At 35.0% G+C, this 18,696-nt stretch carries 18 protein-coding genes and 1 other RNA gene; 15 read left to right on the forward strand and 4 right to left on the reverse strand.

Annotated elements, in window-relative coordinates:
* The first annotated feature begins 13 nt into the window (after positions 1 to 13).
* The 6 genes from BP18_RS04815 to nth all read left to right on the forward strand — a co-directional run bounded on the left by BP18_RS04815 (position 14) and on the right by nth (position 6,912).
* Positions 14 to 490 carry a hypothetical protein gene (locus BP18_RS04815; protein WP_007724354.1) on the forward strand — a complete coding sequence of 159 codons (477 nt, stop codon included), beginning with the start codon at positions 14 to 16 and terminating at the stop codon, positions 488 to 490.
* A 132-nt stretch (positions 491 to 622) separates the two neighbouring features.
* On the forward strand, positions 623 to 3,442 hold the full coding sequence (dinG, locus tag BP18_RS04820; protein ID WP_029278073.1) for an ATP-dependent DNA helicase DinG: 2,820 nt from the start codon (positions 623 to 625) through the stop codon (positions 3,440 to 3,442).
* A gap of 114 nt (positions 3,443 to 3,556) precedes the next feature.
* Positions 3,557 to 4,033, forward strand: coding sequence for a cell wall elongation regulator TseB-like domain-containing protein (locus BP18_RS04825; protein WP_007724356.1), 477 nt, complete (start codon positions 3,557 to 3,559; stop codon positions 4,031 to 4,033).
* Between the two features lie 105 nt (positions 4,034 to 4,138).
* Complete coding sequence (asnS, locus tag BP18_RS04830) at positions 4,139 to 5,437, forward strand: asparagine--tRNA ligase (protein WP_007724357.1); 1,299 nt, start codon at positions 4,139 to 4,141, stop codon at positions 5,435 to 5,437.
* A 105-nt stretch (positions 5,438 to 5,542) separates the two neighbouring features.
* Entirely contained in the window at positions 5,543 to 6,259 is a 717-nt protein-coding gene (locus tag BP18_RS04835; protein WP_007724359.1) for a DnaD domain-containing protein, read from the forward strand.
* A 14-nt stretch (positions 6,260 to 6,273) separates the two neighbouring features.
* Complete coding sequence (gene nth / locus BP18_RS04840; protein WP_029278075.1) at positions 6,274 to 6,912, forward strand: endonuclease III; 639 nt, start codon at positions 6,274 to 6,276, stop codon at positions 6,910 to 6,912.
* A gap of 78 nt (positions 6,913 to 6,990) precedes the next feature.
* On the opposite strand, the gene BP18_RS04845 is transcribed toward nth, so the two are convergent.
* Together BP18_RS04845 and recU are read right to left on the reverse strand one after the other, a co-directional pair.
* A complete protein-coding gene (locus BP18_RS04845) occupies positions 6,991 to 9,588 on the reverse strand; it encodes a PBP1A family penicillin-binding protein (RefSeq protein WP_035050382.1) in 2,598 nt (865 codons plus the stop codon).
* A gap of 75 nt (positions 9,589 to 9,663) precedes the next feature.
* Positions 9,664 to 10,293, reverse strand: a complete 630-nt coding sequence (gene recU / locus BP18_RS04850) for a Holliday junction resolvase RecU (RefSeq protein ID WP_007724367.1) — start codon at positions 10,291 to 10,293, stop codon at positions 9,664 to 9,666.
* Between the two features lie 71 nt (positions 10,294 to 10,364).
* On the opposite strand from recU, the gene BP18_RS04855 reads away from it, so the two are divergent.
* From BP18_RS04855 to BP18_RS04865, 4 genes are all read left to right on the forward strand, one after another.
* Positions 10,365 to 10,907 (forward strand): DUF1273 domain-containing protein, encoded by a 543-nt coding sequence (locus BP18_RS04855; protein WP_029278077.1) that lies wholly within the window; start codon positions 10,365 to 10,367, stop codon positions 10,905 to 10,907.
* A gap of 150 nt (positions 10,908 to 11,057) precedes the next feature.
* Positions 11,058 to 11,390, forward strand: coding sequence for a cell division regulator GpsB (gpsB, locus tag BP18_RS04860; protein WP_007724369.1), 333 nt, complete (start codon positions 11,058 to 11,060; stop codon positions 11,388 to 11,390).
* A gap of 58 nt (positions 11,391 to 11,448) precedes the next feature.
* An RNA gene (gene rnpB, locus BP18_RS12410) (RNase P RNA component class B) lies at positions 11,449 to 11,825 on the forward strand.
* A gap of 95 nt (positions 11,826 to 11,920) precedes the next feature.
* A complete protein-coding gene (locus tag BP18_RS04865; RefSeq protein ID WP_007724371.1) occupies positions 11,921 to 13,066 on the forward strand; it encodes a THUMP domain-containing class I SAM-dependent RNA methyltransferase in 1,146 nt (381 codons plus the stop codon).
* Positions 13,067 to 13,104: 38 nt separating this feature from the next.
* On the opposite strand, the gene BP18_RS04870 is transcribed toward BP18_RS04865, so the two are convergent.
* Positions 13,105 to 13,512 (reverse strand): ribonuclease HI family protein, encoded by a 408-nt coding sequence (locus BP18_RS04870; RefSeq protein ID WP_007724373.1) that lies wholly within the window; start codon positions 13,510 to 13,512, stop codon positions 13,105 to 13,107.
* Positions 13,513 to 13,597: 85 nt separating this feature from the next.
* On the opposite strand from BP18_RS04870, the gene BP18_RS04875 reads away from it, so the two are divergent.
* Positions 13,598 to 14,050, forward strand: coding sequence for an EbsA family protein (locus BP18_RS04875; protein WP_035050384.1), 453 nt, complete (start codon positions 13,598 to 13,600; stop codon positions 14,048 to 14,050).
* 61 nt (positions 14,051 to 14,111) lie between these two features.
* Here the strand turns inward: BP18_RS04875 and BP18_RS04880 are convergent, their stop codons facing one another.
* A complete protein-coding gene (locus tag BP18_RS04880; RefSeq protein ID WP_007724378.1) occupies positions 14,112 to 14,318 on the reverse strand; it encodes a cold-shock protein in 207 nt (68 codons plus the stop codon).
* 193 nt (positions 14,319 to 14,511) lie between these two features.
* Between BP18_RS04880 and BP18_RS04885 the strand changes: the two genes are divergently transcribed.
* From BP18_RS04885 to BP18_RS04900, 4 genes are all read left to right on the forward strand, one after another.
* On the forward strand, positions 14,512 to 15,162 hold the full coding sequence (locus tag BP18_RS04885; protein ID WP_029278081.1) for a uracil-DNA glycosylase: 651 nt from the start codon (positions 14,512 to 14,514) through the stop codon (positions 15,160 to 15,162).
* Between the two features lie 89 nt (positions 15,163 to 15,251).
* A complete protein-coding gene (locus BP18_RS04890) occupies positions 15,252 to 17,153 on the forward strand; it encodes an ABC-F family ATP-binding cassette domain-containing protein (protein ID WP_007724383.1) in 1,902 nt (633 codons plus the stop codon).
* An 18-nt stretch (positions 17,154 to 17,171) separates the two neighbouring features.
* Positions 17,172 to 18,119, forward strand: a complete 948-nt coding sequence (locus tag BP18_RS04895; protein WP_029278082.1) for a thymidylate synthase — start codon at positions 17,172 to 17,174, stop codon at positions 18,117 to 18,119.
* 22 nt (positions 18,120 to 18,141) lie between these two features.
* On the forward strand, positions 18,142 to 18,636 hold the full coding sequence (locus tag BP18_RS04900; RefSeq protein ID WP_007724388.1) for a dihydrofolate reductase: 495 nt from the start codon (positions 18,142 to 18,144) through the stop codon (positions 18,634 to 18,636).
* Positions 18,637 to 18,696: the final 60 nt, after the last annotated feature.

Below are 18,696 nucleotides of genomic sequence, written 5' to 3' on the forward strand. Positions count from 1 at the left end.
GGGGAGAATACAAATGAAGAAAGAAGTTATGGCTTTAAAAATGATGTTTAAAAACGGAGAAACTTGGACAATCAATAAAGAATTTATTGGTGATTTATGGATTAAACATATTTCGAGAAGTTTTGGACGGATTGGCGATAGTGATTTTCAAGAAATTTTCCCATGTGAGTCTCTAAAAATTGAAATTTTTCCAGAAGCAGATGAAGTGAATTCAAATGACATCAATTTAGGCGGCCTAGAAATGGGTATGTTTGAACGAGCAGCAAAAGATCCGGATATTGAAAAAATGGATATTTTGTATAAAGATGGCGAAAATAAAAATTCTGTAGATGTTGTTGCTGAAGAAACAGTTTACTTTCCTTATGAAGCAAAAGATTCTGATCGAATCGACAATGTTTATCAAAGTTCATTTGTCTCAAAAGAAAATAAATTGTACATTGTAATTGATAAAGATAAAACAGCAAAAGAAGTTTATAAAGAAAAATTTTAAACTTTTTAAACAAGTAATACACTCAAGAAAAATTGGAATCTATCCATATTTTCTTGAGTTTTTTTGTTTTTTTTTATGCTTCATAGTATGATGGTAAAGAAAATAATATGTCTAAAGAATTAGGTGAATAGAGTGAACCATAAAGATACATATGCTGTGGTAGATATTGAAACAACAGGCGGGAATGTAGCTAGCGGAGATCGCATGATTCAATTTGGTTGCGTCTTATTAGAGGGCGATCAAGTTGTTCATCGTTTTGCAACCAATATCAACCCCTTAACCAGTATCCCAAAACAAATCGAACATTTAACGGGTCTTTCAAATAAAACGGTCGCCCAAGCACCCTATTTTGAAGATATTGCAGCGACTATTTATAATTTATTAGATGGCTGCATTATCATTGCGCATAATATCCAGTTTGACTATACGTTTCTTTCGGCAGAACTCCAACGTTGTGGTATGCCAGCCTTGCAAAATAAAGGGATAGATACTGTTGAACTTGCACAAGTCTTACTGCCTACTGAATCTAGCTACCGACTAAACGATTTGGTCAGTAAATTTAATATTGAACACACCAATCCACATCAAGCAGATAGTGATGCAGCTGTTACGGCAGAACTTTTTCTTGTATTAAAACAGAAATTAAAAGAATTGCCATTGGTCACTGTCGAAAAGATGGTTGAACTTTCAGTAAATCTTACTATGGAAACAGCTTATTTTTTTAAAATGTGTTTAGCAGAAATGAAAACGGAGAGGTTGCCACTTTCTGAGGTACTCCTGATAAAGAATGGATTAGCAATCAAACGAAAAAATCCTATTTTTGAACAGAAAAATTACCGCGATAATGTTCGCTACCCAACTACAGTAACTAAAAAGGAACACTTATTTCAAACAAAACTGACAACCAGAAACCAACAAATTAAAATGATGGATGCAGTATATGATTATTTTACAAGCGATGAGACGAGTCATTTTGCAATTGAAGCAGCAACAGGAGTTGGAAAAACATTAGGCTATTTATTGCCTCTAGCTTATATCGCATCTGTAGAAAATCCAGTAGTTATTAGCACGTATACTACACTATTGCAAAAACAATTATTAGATAAAGATATCGTTCAACTAAATACGATTTTACCTTTTACAGTACAAGCGGCTATTTTAAAAAGTAAAAACCATTACATCCACTTAACTAAGTTTGAAGAAGTGTTAAAAGAGCCTGTTGACCAAAAAGTTGAAGTGATCTATCAAATGAAACTATTAACTTGGCTGACGGAAACAGAAACTGGGGATTTGGATGAATTGAATTTAACCAATTACAACCACTTGTTTTGGAATAAAGTAAGACATCGTGGCTGGTTGACGAGACCTGAAGAAGATCGATGGTATGATGAGGATTTTTATGTACATGCGCAACATAAAATTAAGCATGCTAGTGTAATCATTACCAATCATTCTTTTTTGTGCCATGATTTGAATCGTAAAGAAAAAGAATTGCCATCTATTGGGAAGTTGATTGTTGATGAGGCGCAGCATCTGCCAGATGTAGCAATGGAAGCTTCAAGTGAAATATTCGGATACTACCGCATGCAACAAATAATAAAATTAATCGGCCGTGCTTCAGAGGAAAAAAGTTTTTTAGGTAGAATTACTCAGTTAAGCCAACAGCTTACAAAAATAGAAGTGTCATATATTGAAAACATGGAGATGAACATTTTTTCATTAGAAGATGAATTGTCGGATTTTATTTATCAACTATTGCTTTATTGCAAAAATACTGCAGGTAACAAACATTCCCAACAAGAGCAAATGGATATTCAGTTCAATAGAGAGACACATTGGAACTTAGCGTTAAAAAAAGCTTCCAAAAAAGTTCTCACATTGATGAATGAAATCAGCTATTTAGGGTATGAGGTGGTTAATCAAGGCTTAAATGAACAGCACCAGTTAACTCAAAAAGAGCGGTATTTATTTGAAGATTTTTTTGATGTGATTTCAACTTTTGAAAGCCAAAAAGATATTTTTTATGCTGTTTTTCAAGAGAATGAAGAAAATGAAGTAACGTGGTTTTCATATAAAGAAAAAAGCCCTAAAAATAGTTTTACAATTAAGCGTTCGAAAGTAGATAGCAGTAAGTTTATAAAAGAAAAGTTAGTGGATAAAACACCTTATATTTTATATACAGGAGCTACACTAGAAATCAATCAATCGTTTAATTATTTTGAAACGCAATTAGGAGAAGAAAACTTAAAGGAATTAATCATTGAGTCCCCTTATGATTACAAGAAACAAGCAAGACTTTGGGTTCCCAAAGAACTGAAACCGATTAAAGGATTATCAAAGAAAGAGTATGTTCATATGGTTGTCGAACAAGTCGGAAATATTATTGAGAATTCTGTTGAAAATACGATGGTGTTGTTTAATTCATATGAAATGCTTCAAGAAGTGTATTTTTCACTGCAACAAAATCCAGTAGCATCTGGGCGAGAATTATTGGCACAGGGATTTTCAGGTAGTAGAGACCGGATGTTAAAACGCTTTTTCAGGTCTACAGGAGGTATTTTGTTAGGAGCAGATAGTTTTTGGGAAGGCGTCGATTTGCCAGGAAAATCACTTAGCATCATTGTCATCACTCGTTTGCCATTTGAATCGCCAGATCGACCGTTTGTAAAAGCAAAACATCGATACTTGGAACAAAAACACTTGAATCCTTTTACAATTGATTCTTTGCCAAAGGCGACCCTACGTTTAAAACAAGGTTTAGGAAGACTTATTCGTTCTGAGAAAGACAAAGGTGTTATGATTGTATTAGATAATCGGTTGATTCAAACGAGTTATGGAAAGCAAATCGTGAGTTCACTTCCTAAAGGATTGCCAATTGAAGAGGTAGCAACCAAAAATATGGGTGAAAAATTACGCCATTTTCTAAATACAGAAGAAAATGAAACAAACTAAACGACTAAACTTTATGAAAATTTCAGAAAAAAAGGTTAATTTTCTGTTATAATAAACTATTGAAAGTCACTACCGAAAAATAAATAAAAGAATAAACTAAAAGTAGGGATACTTATGAAAAAAGGAATACTCATCACTTCGGCAGTTGTCATGTCTGTTATTCTGGTGTTTTCGATTACCCTTTTGATGATCAGTCAAGATCCAATAAAAAAAGCAGAAAAAGAAACGGTTGCTATCGCGAAAGAAACAGCTGGATTAGTAAAAACAACCGATTTTTATTGGTACAATCGAGATAAAACTTATTTTTCAGTTGCTGGATTGAATGAAGCAGATGAAGAAATACTGGTAATTGTTGCTAAAGACGGCGGAAAAACAATTGTTTTGAATCAAGATGAATTTATTACAGAACAACAAGCTAAAGAGTTAACCCGTGAAGACAAGGGAGCTGTCGATATTCTTGAAGCTCGTATTGGGCTTGAAGGCGATACGCCAATCTGGGAAATTTCTTATAAACAAAAAAATGGCCGACTAGGTTATTATGTTTTAACTGCTAAATCGGGCAAATGGGTGAGCGATATCGAAAATATTTAAAGATTCTTGAAAAAGAACGTTATAGAGTCCTTTTTTCTTGTATAATAGTTAAGGCAGTAAAAAATAAAGTGAATCATCAAAATTTATTTAAAGGAGTTTTAAACCGTGAATCATATTACAATTAAAGAATCCAAAAATCATGTTGGAGAAGAAGTAGAAATTGGAGCTTGGGTAGCTAACAAACGTTCAAGCGGAAAAATCGCATTTTTACAATTACGCGATGGTTCTGGTTTTTTCCAAGGAATCGTTGTAAAAAGCGAAGTTGAAGAGGAAGTATTTCAATTAGCTAAATCATTAAATCAAGAAACATCTATTTCATTAACAGGTATCATTCAAGAAGATAGCCGTTCGAAATTTGGTTATGAAATAGCAGTGAAATCTATTAAAGTAATCGGAGAAAGTCAGGATTATCCAATCACTCCTAAAGAACATGGGACTGAATTCTTAATGGATCACCGTCATTTATGGTTACGTTCTTCTAAACAACATGCAATCATGCAAATTCGTAATGAAATTATTCGTGCTACTTATAATTTCTTCAATGAAGAAGGCTTCATTAAAGTTGATCCGCCCATCTTAACAGCAAGCGCTGCAGAAGATTCAACAGAATTATTCCATACACAATATTTTGATCAAGAAGCTTTCCTTTCACAAAGTGGTCAATTATACATGGAAGCAGCAGCAATGGCATTTGGAAAAGTCTTTTCTTTTGGTCCTACTTTTAGAGCTGAAAAATCAAAAACTCGTCGTCACTTAATTGAATTTTGGATGATTGAGCCAGAAATGGCATTCATGGATCACGAACAAAGTTTAGAAGTACAAGAAAAATATGTGGCTTACATTATTCAAAGTGTTCTAGATAACTGTGATGATGCTTTAGATGTTGTAGGACGCGATAAAGAATTACTTAAAAAATATACTGAATTGCCATATCCTAGAATTTCTTATGACGATGCAGTTAAATTATTAAATGATAATGGATTTGATGATATTACTTGGGGAGATGACTTTGGATCACCTCATGAAACGTTTATTGCGACTCAGTATGACAAACCTGTCTTTATTTTAAATTACCCTAAAGCAATAAAAGCATTTTATATGAAACCTCATCCAGACCGTGATGATGTTGTATTATGTGCAGATTTAATTGCTCCTGAAGGTTATGGAGAAGTTATCGGTGGAAGTGAACGTGAAGTCGATTTTGATGCTTTGTCACAACGGATTAAAGAGTTTGGCTTAACAGAAGAAGATTACGCTTGGTACATGGATTTACGTAAATATGGTAGTGTTCCTCATTCAGGTTTTGGTTTAGGCTTAGAGCGGACTGTAACTTGGATTTGTGGGACAGAACATATCCGTGAATCAATACCATTCCCACGCTTATTAAATCGTATTTATCCATAAAAAAGCTAGTGCAGCAACTTGAGTTTCTTAAGTTGCTGTTTTTTTTAATCGTATTAGAAAAGAAGCTCCATCTTTTATATGAAGACAGCAAGGAGGACACAAATAATGAACAATCATCTTTTACAAAAATGGCTCAAAGCGGGAAATACGACTGTTTCAAATGTGTTATTGACTCATTTTAAAGAAGTGGGCTTAACTAATGAGCAATTGATTCTAATTTTACAATTAAAATCTTTTATTGATGCTGGAAATGATTTTCCAGATACAGAAATCATCTCAAGACGGATGCAGATTTCATCTGCGGAGGTCTTCCAAATGATACATGGACTAATCAATAAAAAATTGATTGCTATTGAAACAGAAAAAAATAATGATGGAAAAACACGTGATAGTTATCGATTGGATTTGTTGTGGGATCGTTTGGCATTAGTTATTTCGCAACAAGAAAACCAACAGCGTGTTGAGAAACAACATTTATCTGAACAAGAATTATTTCAATTATTTGAATCTGAGTTTGGCAGACCGTTATCGCCAATCGAAATGCAAACGATTGGGATGTGGTTAGATGATGATCATTATGCGGTTGAATTAATTGAATTAGCATTAAGAGAAGCTGTGTTGAGTCAAGTTTATAATTTGAAATATGTTGACCGTATCTTGCTGAATTGGGAAAGAAAAAATATTCGAACGAAAGATCAAGTGGATAAAGAAGCAACTCGTCGTAGGCAAGGAAACTCCAAGACGAATACTTATTCAGTATCTAAAGAACCAACAACAAAAGTGCCATTGCACAATTGGTTGAACAATAATGATAATCCTTAACGAGGAGGAGAGTTATGCTGTCTAAAAAACGAACTATTCAGATGATTGAAGCAATGGGCGAGTTATTTCCTCATGCAGCATGCGAATTAACTCATAAGAATGCTTTTGAATTATTGATTGCCGTTATGTTAAGTGCTCAAACGACAGATGTCGCGGTCAATAAGATTACGCCAGCACTTTTTGAGAAATATCCTACACCTGAAGCATTTCTAGCTGCACCAGTAGAAGACATTATGGAACGATTGAAAACGATTGGCTTATACCGCAATAAAGCAAAATTTATTAAAGGTTGTTGTCAAAAGTTAATTACTGACTTTAATGGCAAAGTTCCGTGTAATCGAATGGACTTAGAATCTTTACCAGGAGTGGGTAGAAAAACAGCAAATGTTGTCTTAAGCGTGGCATTTAATGTGCCTGCCATCGCTGTTGATACCCATGTTGAACGTGTAACCAAAAGATTAGGTATTTGTCCGCCTAATGCTACTGTTCGCGAAGTAGAAGAGATATTGATGAAGCAGTTGCCTGAAAATAAGTGGAGTGTTGCTCATCACAGACTAATCTTTTTCGGACGTTATCAGTGCATAGCAAGAAATCACGACCATACTATTTGTCTTCAGCTGTTACAAGAGAATAGCGCGATAAAAGCGCAATAAAAAAAGATGCAATGTATCTCTGACGATACGTTGCATCTTTTTTTATAGTTAAGGGTTGATTAACGAATAGAAATCTTTTTACTCTGCTGGAGCCGAGCTTGAAGGTTTCAAATCTGGGGCAACAGAACTACTACTTGCTGCAGAACTGCTGCTCGATGAGCTGCTACTTGGAGCCGAACTTGAAGGTTGTGATTCTGGAGCAGCAGAACTACTACTTGCTGGAGCCGAGCTGCTGCTTGACGAGCTATCTGGGCTTTCTTCTTCCTCAGGTTGTTCCTCTTCTTTTTTAGGTGGAATCAGAAAACTTGTGGAAGCGGCAGGACCAGTTTTATCGCCAGCTTGGACAGCTAACGTAATTGGAAGCTCACCTGGAGTTGGGCTTTGTACAATATAAGAAAGGTCATTTGTTGAATAAGATTCAGAACCTACTGTTAGAACGTAAGAGATACCTTCTTGTGAATAGGCGTTCCATTTAATAGACAAAGCATCAGTCTCTTCGTTATAAGTAGCTGTTAGACCACTTGGAGCTTCTAATGTGATTTCTTCCTCTTTACTTTCTTCTTTTTCAGGCTTCTTGGCTGCTACAGTAGTGGGTTCTGTTCCTTTAACGAATAATTCAGTAGTGATGTCGCTGGATGGGGTATCAGGACCAGCAAGTTTTGCAGGCTTCGAACCTTTTTCAACAGCAACTTCTACAACTGATTTTGGTTTTGTCCAATCGCTTGATTCAACAGATTGTGAAACATAGGACATTAGCGCTTGGTAAATTTGTTGAGGCAGTAAACGTTCGCTGCCTTCATTGTCTATTGAGTCAAAAAAGTCATCATGTCCAACCCAAACGGAGAGAGCATAATTTGTTGTATAGCCGGTATACCATTTGTCAGGTACGCCGTTTTTTTGAATGTTGTGTTTGATTTTATCTTTTTCCTCATAGTTGGTTGTACCTGTTTTACCTGCTTGAGGAATACCGTTTAATCCGACTCTAGAAGAATTGTTTGAGGCAACATCTTTCAGCATATCCGTAATCATATAAGCAGTAGATTCTTCCATAGCTTTAGCTGATTCAGGTTTCAAATTGATTTCTTCGCCATCTTCTAAGACGATTTTTGAAACAGTATATGGTTCAGTATAGGTTCCACCATTTGCAAATGCAGCATAAGCACCTGATAAAGCAACAGGAGTGATATTTCCAGTAAATCCATTGGATTCAACTAGTCCCTTTGAACCAGGATTTAATGTTTTGGGATCAATCCCTAGGTTTGTTAAAAATTCAGACACTTGTTCTCTAGGCACGTCTTCGTAAATTTTAGTAGTAGGGACGTTCCGTGAATCAACTAATCCTCTACGTAAGCTGATTTGACCTTCGTATCTGTTATCATAATTGTTGATAGGTGTCCCATCTTTAAAGGTGTAAGGTTCATCAACGACTTGTTCATAGGTAGAGTAATTTAAATACTCGATTGCTGGACCATACGCCGTTAAAGGTTTGATGTTTGATCCGACACTTCGGTTTAACTCCGTAGCGTAGTTTGTTCCTAATTGGACTTCTTGGTCACGCGCGCCGCCCAAAGCTTTCAGTTGTCCTGTATTCACATCAACTAAAGAAATTCCAGTTTGGATTTTTTCGTCTTCAATAGAGACATATTCATCGGTATTGACGATATCATATAAACGTTGTTGAGCATCCATATCTAAATTAGTATAGATGGTCAAGCCTGATGTGTAGGGGTCTAAATTAGTTTTTCTCTCCACTTCAGCCAAAACTTCTTTGACATAAGGATCAAAAACGAGACTGTTTGTTTCTTCATCAGAATGGTCGACTAAACCTTCTGAAATATCGACTGCTTTAGCCTCTTGAGCTTCAGAAGCAGTAATTGCACCATTCTCAACCATCATGTCTAAAACTAAATTACGGCGTTTTGTCGCATCATTTGGATTCGTATTTGGGTTATAGGCGTTAGGGGCTTGCGGCATTCCAGCAAGCAAAGCAGCTTCTGGTAATGTCAATTCAGCTAGTGGTTTACCAAAGTAATAGTCACTGGCCGTTCCCATTCCGTATTGATTAGCAGACATATAGACTTTATTAATATAAAAAGTTAAAATTTGTTCTTTTGAATACTTTTGTTCTAATTTAATAGATAACCAAGCTTCTTGTGCTTTTCGTTTTAACGTTTGGTCTTCAGATCCAGTAGAGAAAACCGAAAGTTTAATTAACTGCTGAGTAATGGTACTTCCACCTTCAGAAGCAAAACCATCTGTAACGTTCGCGACAACTGCACCGGCAATCCGAATAGGGTCAATCCCGATGTGAGTATAAAAACGTTGATCCTCAATCGCAATGATTGCATCTTTCAGAACTTGAGGAACATCATTCTCAGAAACAAGTTCTCGGTCTTCACTAGATAGGCTTAAAAATTCGTTTCCTTTCGAATCTATTAGTGTTGAAGAAACAGTATCAATTAAATCGTTCTCTGTTACGTCAGGTGCCGATGAAACGTAATAGGCAAATAATCCCATACCGCCAATTAATACTGCTGCTATTAAAATGATCATTCCAACAAGAATCTTTTTCCAAAGGGAAGAAGAGGATTTCTTATTTTTTTTACCTTTTTTTGAACGTTTTGCTTTTTGAGTTTGTTTTTTTGAAACACGGGACATTTCTTTTTTTTCTGGCATAGTCAAATCTACTCCTTAATTCTCTTGTATGATAAAATTTCTAAATTAGTTAGAACTAATTAAACAAAACCAGTATCATATTGATTTATCTTTTTCCTTAGCAATTAAAAAATCCACGACTCTTAAATAAGGAATCCGCGGCGAGAGTTCATAATACATTTCATATCCGTTCTTTTCAAGTTCTTTTAGAGGAATTGATTTTCTCCCATCTAGTTGTTGCTTATTCCAATACTCAAGTAAATGCTTTGCTTCTAAGAGAAAAAGACGCTCACTTGCAGAAAAACGCATGATCACAAAACAAATAGCTTGTTGTTTTATGCATTGTTGCATATGAATAATCTGGTGTTCATGGAAATTTTTTAATGGAAAGGAAAGTTTGTTCTTTGTTTCTTTAGCCTCGAAGTCCAAATAATAACCTTGGTAAACGCCATTATAATCTGTTGTAGAGGCATGCCTGAAGTAAGCTTCTTTGATAACGGCTGCGCTTCTTTTAGGGTAATCCACTTTGACAATCTGAACAGGTGTGGGCTTTTTATGGATAACGGCGTCTCCTTTTGCTAAATAATATTGATTACTTGCATTCAAGTCATCTTCTAAGGACATGCCTCGTTTACTAAATGAAGTTAACTGATTGTTTAGTTGCTTTTTTGGTAAAGATTTGTCACTATGAATATAGGTTTTACCATTAGGATATCGAATAGCCAATTGAAATCACACTCCTGAATTGTATTATATCAAATAAAGACCTTTAAAGAAAAGGAGAATCAAATGAGTTTATGAGAAACTTATATATTAGCGGCTATCGGACATTTGAACTTGGCATATTTAAGGAAGATGATCCAAAAATAGCGGTCATAAAAAAATGCTTGAAACAAGAAATTAGTTCATTTATTGAAGACGGAGTCGAGTGGATAATAACCAGTGCTCAGTTTGGCACAGAGCAATGGGCAGTCGAAGTTGTTGATGAACTAAAAAAAGAATACCCAGCTGTCAAAGTAGCTGTTATTCTTCCTTTTTTAGAATTTGGATCAAATTGGAATGAAAAAAATCAAAGCAAACTATCTTCTATAAAAAAACTAGCTGATTATGTTGAATCAACGTCCCATAAAACGTACCAAGATCCCTCACAATTAAAAAATCATCAAGCTTTTTTATTAGACCATTGTCAAGCAGCTTTGTTAGTGTACGATCCTGAGTTCGAAGGCAAAACCAAGTTTGTCTACCAAGCCATAATAAAGAAACAAGAGACAAAGGAATTTGAGCTACGATTGATTGATGTAGATCAATTGCAAAATAGTAGTACCGAAGAATACTATTAATTCATTCGTTTTTCATCTCTTTTATTCGTGAAGCTGTAACATAATATAAAAATTAGTTTTTTTTTCTCATTATCTTTGGTATAATAAGAATTATCGAAGAAACGAGTACAATGATTTGTTAGAAGATGAAGCAAACAAAGAGGTGTAAACATGGCAAATAGATCATTAACAACAAAAGATATTCTTCAAAAAGAATTTAAACAAAGTATGCGCGGGTATAACCCAGCTGAAGTAGATGAGTATCTTGATGAAGTGATTCGTGATTATGAATCATACAATAAAGAACTTACCCAATTAAAAGCTGAGAACGATCGTTTATTGAGTAAAATCGATGAATTAACAAAACAAGCGTCAATTACTAAACCTAGTTATTCTTCACAACCGAATAGTACAGTAACTAATTTTGATATTTTAAAACGTTTATCTAATTTAGAACGTCATGTATTTGGCTCAAAATTAGACGAGACGGAAGACGAACTTTAAACTTTTTAGTTTAAAGAAGTTTTTAAACCAGTTAACAAGCAATAAAAAAACATTTGTAAATTTCGGGTAATTGCGGTTTAGCTTGACTAAACTGAGGAAAGTCCATGCTCGCACAAGCTGCGATGCTTGTAGTGTTCGTGCCTGGCGAAATCATAAGCCAGGGCCTTCATTTAATTATGGAGAGACGGCAGAAAAAAGAGCTAAGGCTGTAAAGCTATGCTTGAGTATTCTTGAAAGTGCCACAGTGACGAAGCAATACGGGAAACGGTATTGGTGGAACGCGGTAAACCCCTCGAGCGAGCAACCCAAACTTTGGTAGGGGCACTTTTCCTAGGGAATTGAACCGATGGAAGAGGCAGTAATTGCAGACAGATAATTACCTCCGGATAAAACAGACCCTGACTTTTTATCTGAGACAGAACATGGCTTACAGAAATTTACAAATTCAGGTATGGAACCCTCCTTTTTGGAGGGTTTTATATTTATCTTAGAAATTACTTAAAAAAAGAAAAAAGAATTGGAGCAAATATATGAAAACATTTCAACTTGTTGCAACAGCAGCTAGCGGAATAGAAGCATTAGTAGGAAAAGAAATCAAAGCTTTAGGCTATGAGTGTCAAGTAGAGAATGGTAAAGTCTTTTTCGAAGGAACTGAAAAAGATATTGCTAAAACAAATCTTTGGTTGAGAACAGCTGACCGTGTTAAAATCATTGTTGGTGAATTTGACGCGTATGAATTTGACGAATTATTTGAAAAAACAAAAGCTTTACCATGGGAAGACCTTTTACCAATGGATGCTAATTTTCCTGTAGCTGGAAAATCAATCAAGTCAAAATTATATAGTGTATCGGATTGCCAAGCTATTGTAAAAAAAGCAATTGTTAATCGCTTGAGCGAAGTTTATCATCGTAATACACGTTTACCAGAAACGGGTGCTTTATATCAATTAGAAGTGGCGTTATTGAAAGATAAGGTTACTTTAACATTGGATACAACTGGACCAAGTTTGTTTAAACGTGGATACCGTTCTGCTAAAGGTGGCGCACCTTTAAAAGAAAATATGGCTGCAGCACTTGTGCAATTAACGAATTGGCGCAAAGACCGTCCTTTCTATGATCCCGTGTGTGGCTCAGGAACGATCGTGATTGAAGCAGCTTTAATTGGTCATAATATTGCTCCAGGATCTAATCGTTCATTCAGTTGCGAAGAATGGGAATGGTTTGATCAAAGTGTTTTTGAAGAAGTTCGTGCAGAAGCAGATGCTGCAGTGGATCATGATATTGTATTGGATATTATGGGTACTGATATTGATGGTACGATGATCGAAATTGCCAAAGCAAATGCAGATGAAGCAGGAGTAGGCAGCAGTATTACATTTAAACAAATGCAATTAGCTGATTTTACGACTGAAAAAGAATATGGTGTTATCTTAGCTAATCCTCCTTATGGAGAAAGGTTAGGTGAAGAAGAAGAAGTTCACAAACTATACAGAGAAATGGGAAAAGTATACCGCCCATTAAAAACTTGGAGTAAGTACATTATTACAAGTGATTTAGCTTTTGAAACATTTTATAGAGAAAAAGCGACTAAAAAACGTAAATTATATAACGGCGCTTTGAGAACAGATTTATTCCAATATTGGGGCGAACGTCCTCCTAGAGCACCTCGTAATTAAAAAAGAAAAAATAACAGCTTAAGCTTGTCTTAAGGCTGTTATTTTTTTGAAATTATTTTTTGCAAAGCTTGTTTAGCCAGATTATCAGCACCTTTATTTTTTGATTCTGGAATCCATTCAATAAAAAAAAGTGGGAAATGTGTGAGTCTTTCTTGAATAGTGGTTAAGTGAACGTTAAAAAGATCTTTTTTTACGTAATTTTTTTTAACAGCCGAGGCTACTAATTTGCTATCTGTGTACATCATTAAAGTTTCATCGGTCAAATTGTGTTCAATTAAGTAATGAAGTCCCTTTAAAAGTGCTTCAAATTCAGCTTCATGATTACTCATTTCTTTTTCAAGAGCAATAGATAATTGCTCGTGTCTATCTTCAGTACTAATGACGATTCCTACACCGCTGGGACCAGGATTGTTTTTTGTGGAAGCATCAGTATACATTTTAATCATATTCATTTACTTCCTTTCATTTAAATGGGTTTCTGACTTTAGATATGTTAAAATGAGAATACTTTCGTATAAGGAGTGCAACGTATTGGATGATAATACTCGTTTGAAATTTTCTCTTTCAATAGAACCAGCTTTTCAAGTTATTTATTGGTCAATTTGTTGGCTAGCCTTTTTTTTATTTCTTATTTTAGCTTTAGAAACACAATCTATTAGTCTTACAATGGTTAGTTTAATTATTATATTTGGCATACTTTTATTTTTTGGACTAGGCTCTACTCTAAAGATAAAAAATAACAACTTGAAAATTAGTTATTTTAGAGGAATTAAAAAAAAGAGTATTTCACTAGATGAACTAACAAAAATAACGTTTTCTGATAAAAGGGAAATCAATGTATTTCTCAACCAAGATAAAGAAGGGTTTCAGATTTACTTAAACAAAAAGAATAAAAAAAAGTTTTATGAGTATATCAAAACTAATGCACCATTAATTCAATTAGAACAACAAGATAGATGGGATGAGCTATCCGAACATAAGTAAGTAAAAAACGATACCCTAAATCAGGCGTATCGTTTTTTGGGTATTCATATAGCTAATTAAATTAGTCTAGAACAATGACGTTAGTAGCTTGAGGGCCACGGGTGCCTTCCAAAATTTCGAATGAAACAAGTTGTCCATCAGTCAAAGATTTAAAGCCATCTTCATTCACAATACCCGTAAAGTGAACGAAAATATCCTCGGTTTCGTTGTATTCAATAAATCCGTATCCTTTTTCGTTGCTGAACCATTTAACTGTTCCATTTTCCATCTACGAAACCCCCTTGTTGAGCTGTTTTAATAACATTCAGTTTCTTTATTCTAAAGTCTAAAACAACTGACCTAATATTATTATAGAAACAATTGAGCTATTCGTCAATTCTATCTAATTTTGAAAATACTAAAAGAAATATTTCAATTGATTTTTTAGATAAGCAATCCAAGAAGAGAGGAGGTTGATTGATTTGGATACAGTATTAACAACTGACCTAGTTGCCTTAGCTAAAAAACGTTCCCAACATTTCAATGTTGAAGGCTTTGTCTATGGGCAAGGTCCCGTTAATCCTAAATTCTTATTAATAGGAGAAGCTCCTGGAGAAACAGAAGCTTTAAATGGAATCCATTTTTCTGGGAGAGCAGGGAAAGAACTGATGCGTTTTTTTGACCTGTTGGAAGTTGATCGAAAGGAAGTTTATATTACAAGTGCTTTTCGGAGTCGTCCTTATCGATATAAAGAAAAAATAGACCGCAAAACCAAACAAGTTGTGCTAAGAAAGTATAACCGACCTCCAACTAAACAGGAACTGATCGCACATGCTCCATTATTAGATCAAGAAATTGAGAAAGTCCAAGCACCTTACATTTTAACTATGGGAAATATTGGGTTACAAAGACTGCTCGGACCAAAAGCAAAAGTTTCAGCTCAACATGGACAATTGTATAAAGGGCCAGTATTGCGTTTAGTTTCTTTAAAGGACAATACGTACACCTGGACTGAAAAAGATTATGCTGTTTTTTCGACTTTTCATCCAGCAGCGATATTTTACAATCGTCAGTTATTAGAAACCATTCACGAAGATCTTGCTGAATTTAAAAAACTGATTCATAAAATATAATTGGAGCAGTCTAAAGATATTATGAATAAAAAATGGTAGAATGTTAAAGATAAGCAAATATGTAGGATAAAGGAATGTGAAGATAAAAGATGAAAGAATTAAAAGTACAGAATTTGACAAAAACATACGGAGAAAAAGTATTATTTGATGATATTAGTTTTTCAATCATGGAAGGCGAAAGAATCGGTTTAATTGGAGTGAATGGTTCTGGGAAAACGAATTTACTGAATGTAATCACAGGAAATGATAGTGCTGAAAAAGGCAGTATCCAAAAACCGAAAGACTATACAATTAGTTATTTGATGCAAGAACCAGATTTGAACCCTGATAAATCTGTTTTCGATGCTGTTTTTGAGGGAGATACACCCATCTTAGTGGCTGTTAGAAACTATGAAAGAGCCTTAGAATTGTTAACGGCAGATCCAATGGATGAAAAATGCCAAAATAGGTATTCAAGAGCTGAACAAGCTATGAATGATGAAAATGCTTGGATAGCTGATACAAACGCAACGACAATTTTGACTAAATTAGGTATTAGTGATTTAGAACAATTGGTGGGAACGTTATCCGGTGGTCAGAGAAAACGAGTAGGTTTAGCACAAGTGTTAATTCAAGAACCCGATTTGCTAGTTTTAGATGAACCAACAAACCATTTAGACTTTGAGACAATCACGTGGTTAGAAAGTTATTTAAGTGCGTATAAAGGAGCCCTATTGCTTGTAACACATGACCGTTATTTCTTAGACCGAATTGTTAATCGAATGGTTGAATTATTCCATGGAAATGCGACGTTCTATACAGGTAACTATGAGCAATACGTGATTAATAGAGCTCAAAGACAAGAAGCAGCCGTAGTGGCAGATCATAAAAGGAAACAGATGTATACGAAAGAATTAGCTTGGATGCGAACTGGAGCAAAAGCACGCTCAACAAAACAACAAGCTAGAATCGGTCGTTTTAAAGATTTAGAAGACAATTTAAAACAATCAAACGTAGATGAATCAGTTGAAATGAATTTAGAAGGATCGCGCTTAGGAAAACGAGTCTTTGAATTGAAAGATGCATCGCTGAATCTAGGCGGAAAAGTTATATTAGATCACTTCAATATGTTGATTCAAACGAAAGATCGAATTGGGATAAGCGGAGAAAACGGAGCGGGTAAATCAACCTTCTTAAATACACTAGCTGGAAGATTCCCATTAGATTCAGGAGAAATGGTTGTTGGTGAAACGGTAAAAGTTGCTTACTTCACGCAAGTAATTGAAGAAATGAACCCTAATAAGCGTGTCATTTCTTATTTACAAGAAGTTGGTGAAGAAGTAGAAACAACTAATGGTGAACGAATCAGTGTGACAAATTTATTGGAACAGTTCTTATTTGAGCGTCATACACATGGTACGCTGATTGGTAAATTATCTGGTGGAGAAAAAAGACGTTTGTATCTATTGAAGTTATTGATGCAACAACCAAATGTATTATTGCTGGATGAACCCACCAATGATTTAGATATTGCAACTTTAACGGTCTTAGAAGATTATATCGAAACATTCCCAGGAGCAGTTATTTCAGTTTCCCATGACCGTTACTTCTTAGATAAAACAGTAGAAAAATTACTGATATTTGATGGACATGGAAAAATCAGACCATTTTATGGCAGTATTACAGATTATATCGAAGAAGAAAAAGAGAAAAAACAAGGTCGCTCGGTTCAAAGTAGTGATTCAGTTACAAAAGTTGCCACACAACCGGAACCAGTTGTGGTAGATGAAAAAGTGAAATTAACCTTTATAGAACAAAAAGAATGGTCCACGATAGAAGAAGAAATGTTTAATCTTGAAAATAAAATTGAGACACTCAAACAAGAGATGCTAAAATCGGGTAGTAATTTTAGTTTGCTACAAGAACAGCAAGAACAAGTAACGGTTTTTGAAAAAGAGCTAGAAGAAAAAATGAATCGTTGGGAATATTTAAGTCAATACGCAAATGATTAAACCATAGGAGGTAAGGTTGTGGAGTCAGAATATCTAAATCTAGCAAGAAAAGTTTTGGAAGTAGGCAACGAAAAAACGGATCGAACAGGAACGGGAACTAAAAGTTTATTTGGCCACCAAATGCGGTTTAATCTACAAGAAGGTTTTCCACTTTTAACCACGAAAAGAGTACCTTTCAGTTTGATTAAGAGTGAATTGTTATGGTTTATTAAAGGCAATACAAATATTTGCTATTTGTTGCAGCATAATAATCATATATGGGACGAATGGGCTTTTGAACGTTTTGTGAAAAGTGAAGATTATAAAGGACCAGATATGACTAATTTTGGCAGAAAGTCTTTGATAGATTCAGAATTCAATACTCTTTATCTAAAAGAAAAAGAGGCGTTCTGTACCCGTATTTTAGAAGATGAGACCTTTGCATTGCAGTATGGTGAATTAGGAAATGTTTACGGTGCACAGTGGCGCAAATGGAAAACAACGCAAGGTGAAACGATTGATCAATTAAAAGATGTGATTAAATTGATTAAAACATCTCCAGACTCAAGACGTATGCTTGTTTCAGCGTGGAACCCTGAAGATGTACCCAATATGGCGCTGCCTCCTTGTCATACATTATTTCAATTTTATGTTGCGGATGGGAAATTAAGTTGCCAATTGTACCAACGGAGTGCCGATATCTTTTTAGGAGTCCCGTTCAATATTGCAAGCTATGCGTTATTGACGCATCTTATTGCTCATGAAACGGGGCTAGAAGTAGGCGAATTTGTTCATACTTTGGGAGATGCACATTTGTATTCAAACCATATCGAACAAATAAACAAACAACTAGCTAGAGAACCTAAAGAATTGCCTACCTTAATATTGAATTCATCAAAAACAAGTATTTTTGATTTTGAAATGGACGATATTAAAATCGAAGGATACGACCCTCATCCCGGGATAAAAGCGCCAATAGCTGTATAACAAGAAGAAAGTAGGGAATGATATGATTGCTTTTTTATGGGCTCAAGATCAAAATGGGGCAATTGGGTATCAAGGGACGTTACCTTGGTATTTGCCGAATGACTTAAAATTTTTCAAACAAATGACAATAAATAATGCGGTTGTGATGGGTAGAAAAACCTTTGAAGGAATGAACAAACGGCCTTTACCTAATCGCATCAATATTATATTAACAACTGATCCCAATTATCAAGCTGAAGGGATTAAAGTCATGCATAGTCGAGAGGAAGTACTAGACTTTGCTAAAGAGTATTCAGGAGATACCTTGATTACAGGTGGAGCAAACGTCTTTAGTTTCTTTATGGATGACGTAGATGTATTGCATCGCACCATGATTGAAGGCGAATTTAAAGGCGATACCTTTATGCCTGAAATAGATTGGTCACAATGGAAACTAGATAAAATAGAAGCTGGGATTCTTGATGACCGCAATAAATATCCACACGTTTTTGAAACGTATGTACGAAATGAAAAATAAGTAAATACACTAGTCATTTCAGATAGAAATGTATACGAAAAATAGAGAATCTGGTATACT

Origin of the sequence: Carnobacterium jeotgali MS3 (assembly GCF_000745125.1) — a bacterium.
In the GTDB taxonomy this organism is placed as follows: domain Bacteria; phylum Bacillota; class Bacilli; order Lactobacillales; family Carnobacteriaceae; genus Carnobacterium_B; species Carnobacterium_B jeotgali.